4 protein-coding genes and 1 pseudogene are annotated in these 4,723 nt (G+C 67.9%); 2 read left to right on the forward strand and 3 right to left on the reverse strand.

Annotation, left to right across the window (positions count from 1 at the left end; all coding sequences use genetic code 11):
* Both AA75_RS08945 and AA75_RS08950 read right to left on the reverse strand, forming a co-directional pair.
* The coding region (locus AA75_RS08945; protein WP_033819303.1) for a ParB/RepB/Spo0J family partition protein at window positions 1–808 on the reverse strand (808 nt) is incomplete at its 3' end.
* A complete protein-coding gene (locus AA75_RS08950; RefSeq protein ID WP_033819304.1) occupies window positions 805–1,959 on the reverse strand; it encodes a ParA family protein in 1,155 nt (384 codons plus the stop codon). The genes AA75_RS08950 and AA75_RS08945, both read right to left, overlap by 4 nt.
* 535 nt (window positions 1,960–2,494) lie before the next feature.
* Between AA75_RS08950 and AA75_RS45365 the strand changes: the two genes are divergently transcribed.
* Window positions 2,495–2,731, forward strand: coding sequence for a chaplin family protein (locus AA75_RS45365; RefSeq protein ID WP_158515471.1), 237 nt, complete (start codon window positions 2,495–2,497; stop codon window positions 2,729–2,731).
* A gap of 483 nt (window positions 2,732–3,214) precedes the next feature.
* Here AA75_RS45365 and AA75_RS08955 read toward each other — a convergent pair whose 3' ends face one another.
* A complete protein-coding gene (locus AA75_RS08955) occupies window positions 3,215–3,499 on the reverse strand; it encodes a hypothetical protein (RefSeq protein WP_033819305.1) in 285 nt (94 codons plus the stop codon).
* Window positions 3,500–4,419: 920 nt separating this feature from the next.
* Between AA75_RS08955 and AA75_RS08970 the strand changes: the two are divergent.
* Window positions 4,420–4,723: pseudogene (locus AA75_RS08970) on the forward strand (hypothetical protein); the annotation flags it as partial.

Below are 4,723 nucleotides of genomic sequence, written 5' to 3' on the forward strand. Positions count from 1 at the left end.
TCTCAGCTGCGGACGTCGCGATGTTGTCCGCGGACAACATCCGTGCCGCTTCCCGGACCGCGTCGCGCTTGGCCCGTTCCTCGCTCTTGAGCCTCTCCTCCAGTGCCAGGAGGTCGTCAGCAGTAAGTGAGCGGTCGTCCTTGAACGCCCGGGCCAGCCGACGCCCGTAGCGCTCGGCCATCTCGCCGGTGGCAAGACGTTGCTGAATGGCGAACGGCAGTGTCAGCAGCGCGATCTGGTTACCGACCCAGGACCTGTCCCGGCCACGCCGGCGGGCCACCTCGGCGGCGTTGCCATCACAGGCGGCAAGAAGCTGTTCGAGGCCGCGGGCCCGCTCGATGAGATCGAAGTCCTCTCGGTCCTCGTTCTCGATCATCAGGTAGTCCATGAAGTCGGCCCGGCTCGTCGCCAGGTCGTCACGGACCACACAATCGAGTGCCTCCAGGCCCACCTGGCGGGCGGCCCGGTAGCGGCGCTCGCCGTTCAGCAGAACGTACTCGCTGTCCCCGCTGGTGATCCGCTCATGGGCGGGCCAGAGCCTCAGATACGCCTCACGGGTCACCACGACACAGGCCGTCGTCTGCTTCTTCGCGAGGCTCTGGCCGAGAGCCTCGCTCTGCTCCTCGGTGCCGTAGTTCCGGCGCGGGTTCATGGGGCAGGGATCGACCTTGGACAGGTCCAGGCGCAGGAGCTCGTACTCCGGGATGGCGCCTTCGGCCTGCGCCTTGGCACGTCCGCGCTCGCTGCGGGGCTGGCGGCCGAGGCTTCCGAAGGCGCCGGCGCCGACGCGGTCTGCGGCCTTGGTCATTCTGCGATCCTCCTGGCGATGTCGCGCATGATCTCGGCCTGCTCCCCGTCGGGGGCGTAGACGAGCAGCGGGGTCTTGGCGCGCACGGCCTCGCGCTGGTCCTTGAGTTCGTTGACGACGGCGATCACTTCGGGGATGCCGATCGACTTCCAGCCCTCCAGGGAGGACGTCACCACGTAGCCCTTGCGGGAGTCGTAGAGGTTGACGATGAATCCCAGGTCGTGGATGTCGATCTCGAGGTCGTCGCAGAGGGAGTCGATCTGGTCCCGCAAGAGCTCGTAGGCGTCCGCCGAGGAGTCTTCTGCCTGGACGGGGATGATCACGCCGGAGTAGCCCTCGGGTTCGCCCGCGCGCGTGCGGGCGTAGTACAGAGCGTTGTCCATGGCGTAGCCGAGGCTGGGAGGGCAGTCGACGAGGACGAAGTCGAACTCGCGCTCCACCTCGGCGAGTGCCTTCTCGAGGGCGGTCTCCTTGACCCTCACCTCGCGGGAGGTGACGAGCTTTGCGTCGAGGAGGAAGCCGTCGGTGCAGGCAGGCAGCAGGTACAGGCGGCCGTCGAAGGCGTCTCCGCTGATTTTGATCAGCAGATCGCGCAGGTCGGACTGGCGTTCGCCGCACATGTTCTTCACGAGGCTGTCGCCCTTGATGGCGAGGTGCTCGTGGCCGAGTTGCTTCGTGAGGTGGCCCTGGGGGTCGAAGTCGACCAGGCAGACGCGGTAGCCCATCTCGGCGAGGGCCTGGCCGACGCCCGCGGACATGGCGGTCTTGCCGACGCCGCCCTTCTGGTTGCCGAAGGCGATCCTGCGGGCGCCGGTCGCCATGCGGTTGCGCTGGGGGAGGGGGTGGGTGTCCAGCCAGAGGCGGATGGACTGTGCCAGGCCCTGGTTGTAGGGGATGCCACGGGTGGAGCAGTCCTCACGGAAGCTCTTGTAGAGGGCGGACGGCACGTAGGTGGAGAAAGAGTCGCTGCGGGCGGTGTCGATCAGGTCGAGGGCACTGTTGGAGGCGCGCCAGGCCTGGATGCCCTGGGTGACGGCGTCCTGGATGTCGACGCCGACGGTGGCCGCGCGGATCTTCAGCTCGCGTCGAAGCTGTGGGGGGAGTTTGGTAACTACCTTGTCCCGGTTCTCGGGCACAATCGGAGCGCTCATGAGGGGAGTTTACTAACCCCTGGCGCGGTGTCAGTACCCGCGACACGGAGTAAATCGGGCATCTTCTGACATGTCGTCGGGTTGGTGCCCCGCTCGATGGTGGAACGGCCGACTTCTGGCGGTCTTCGCGACTCCTCCTGGGGCGCAATGACCTCGCCAAGGCTGCACAGACCCGCCCACCCGCATGCACCGTGCTTGTTCGCGCATCCACCGTCCCGGCCCCCTTCCGCGGAGGTGGATGTTGTCCGCGGACAACATCCACGACACAGGCCGAGCGCGGTTCGGACAGTGGCGGACTGCGTCATCCGGTCGGCCGGCAGCCGCACCGTGGGCGGTCGATGGTGTGCGACGGCAGCGGTGTGACCGCGGACGCCGGGGGACCTGCCGCCTCCCGGGGCCGGACCGGCCGGGTGCGCTGAGGGGTACGGCAGCCCGCCCTTTCAGGCTGGACAAACCAGACGCAGAGTCACAGGCTGGGTGAATAGTGAATATCCGACTTTTCGCCTTTGGATCGAGGAAAGCCATGACACGCTCTGTGAAGCGATTCGCCGCGGCCATGGCCGGGGCGGCCCTGCTCACTACGGTGGGTGGAATTGCGGCGGCCCAGTCCGCCTCCGCCGCGGTGGTAGCGACCCGGGTGAGCCCATCATCGGCCACGGCTTCGGCTCTCTCCTTCGGATCGTCCGGTTGGATATCCGGCCAAGTGATCAAGATCCCCATTTACCATTCGATCAATATTTGCGGTGCCGGCAACACCTGCACCAATAGCTGATGGCGCTGACGCCCGGTTCCGCCGCGACGCGCAGGTAGCCGAGGTGGGTCCGGTTCCGGGCGCCCAGCTGGATCCGGGCGATAGCGCTGTCCTTGCGCCCGAAGAAGACGTCCAGTATCCGTACTTCGCTGCCGAGTACGGTGACGTGTTCGGCATAGGCCTGGACGGGGCCGTTGAAGCGGGCGTCGTGCTGGCATCGGCCGTGATCGTGGAAACGGACCCTTGGCCAGGACGCGCAGCGTCTTCTCGAGGCGCCGTGCGTGTTCCCGGGTCAGCGTCAGGTCGCTGCGTTGTGCCTGGGTGAGGCCGCCCGCCGGAGGAACGGTATTCCGGCCTGCCGGCGACGGATCTGCTCGGCCTGCTGGCGGGCCGGCTCGGTGGCCGCGGCGGCCTGGTGAATCGACTCCGTACGACGGACGATCGCGGTGTCGCCCCGCGTGCTGTCTGCTCGCCGCGTCTCCCGGCCAGGACTCCTCGCTCCGGTCAATCCGGGATGAGACCCTCACCGCCATCTCGCAGCATCGACCTGACCTCCCGGATGGACGCGTTCGAGGCCGGCAGGATCAGGTCGGACGGCAGGAGGGAGTCGTCCGCAAGAGGTGTGCCGAGTCGATGGACCGTTGCGATGAGCGCCTTCAACGTCGTTTGGAATGCTCCGGTGTCCCCGGCCGCCATGATGTCCAGCAGAGCCTCGTCCAGCCTGTTCAATTCAGGGAGGTGGCAGTCGGCCAACGTCAGCTGCCCCTCGCCCATGATTCTCACGATCACTGTGACCTCCCAGGTCCTTCGACGTGCGGTTCCTGACCGGTCCGGGGTCCGGCGGCCGCCCAGCGCAAGATATAGATGAGCTCGAGATCCACCCGGTACTTCTCGACCAGCTCACGTGCCCGGGGATTGGTGTCCGCGGTGGCGTTGACGCGGGCTTCCAGGTCACCGGGAGGAAGCCCGTCCCCGGCGTTCCCGCCGTCGTCGGCTTCCATGGGGGCGGGACAGGCTCTGGTCGGCATCGGGGGCGACGCGTCGTCCTCGCGGTCCGTCATGTGCAGCGACCCTGCGGCTCAAGGACCCAGGCCCAACAGCGCTCGCCGTCGTCGAGTTCCACCCAGCGCGGCGGCCCGTACCTCCAGCGCAGGTCCTTCTGATCAGCCGGCACCGGTGACGGGACCGGATGCCTGTCCAGAACCGGCCGGACGCGGTGTGAGGTTCGGTCGGTCCCACCGACGAGGATGACCAGATCCGCACCGCCGCGCGCGCCCAGCCGTCCTGGCTCCTGCTCCTGGACCATGGATACGCCCACCTCGCCTTCACACGGCGGCATCCTCTGCACGCCTGTATCGGTGACCACCATCGCGGTGCCCTCCCCTTCGAGACGTGCCCGAGGAAGCACTGATCAAGGCAGCAGTAGCTGTCCGGTCGTGCCTGGAGTGGCCTGGGACGTCGGGGGAGGGAGCGGTCCGCAGGCGCCGGAGGGCGCCCGCGAGCGTCAAGTGGCAAGGTCGGCACGGCTGCACGGCTGCACGGCTGCACGGTCGCGGGTGGGACAGCGGCGCTGTTTCCGCCATGTGAGATGTGGGGGCTTCTGTCCTTCGTATATCGAACGCCGCGGATCCGACTTTCGCCCCATCCGCCCTTGTCTGTGCAAGATGGGTGGACTTGTTCGAAGAGGATGCGCCGACCGAGGGACGTTGATGCCGCCGCCCAGCCAGCCGGACCCGCGTGGGACCGTCGCCGAACCGGAGGCCGGAGGAGATCGCCCCCGACGGCTGGACCTGAGCGTCGCCCAGGTGGTCGCGAGTGCGTTGGCTGCCGTGGCCGGCGCCGTCCTCGCCTCCGAACTCGGCGTCTACGGCACCATCATCGGCGCGGCTGTCGTCAGTGTCGGGGCGACCGTCGGCAGTGCCGTGTTCCAGCACCTGTTCCGGCGCACCGGCGAGCAACTGCTCAGCGCGGTGGACCGCGGACCGGGCCCGGTGGTCAACGGGCTGCGCCAGG

The organism is Kitasatospora sp. MBT63 (genome assembly GCF_000710465.2).
Classification (GTDB): Bacteria; Actinomycetota; Actinomycetes; order Streptomycetales; family Streptomycetaceae; genus Kitasatospora.

What these genes read in the sequence shown, in the direction of transcription:
- AA75_RS08950 (WP_033819304.1), bottom strand. Translation starts at nt 1,959, where the DNA reads ATGAGCGCTCCGATTGTGCCCGAGAACCGGGACAAGGTAGTTACCAAA.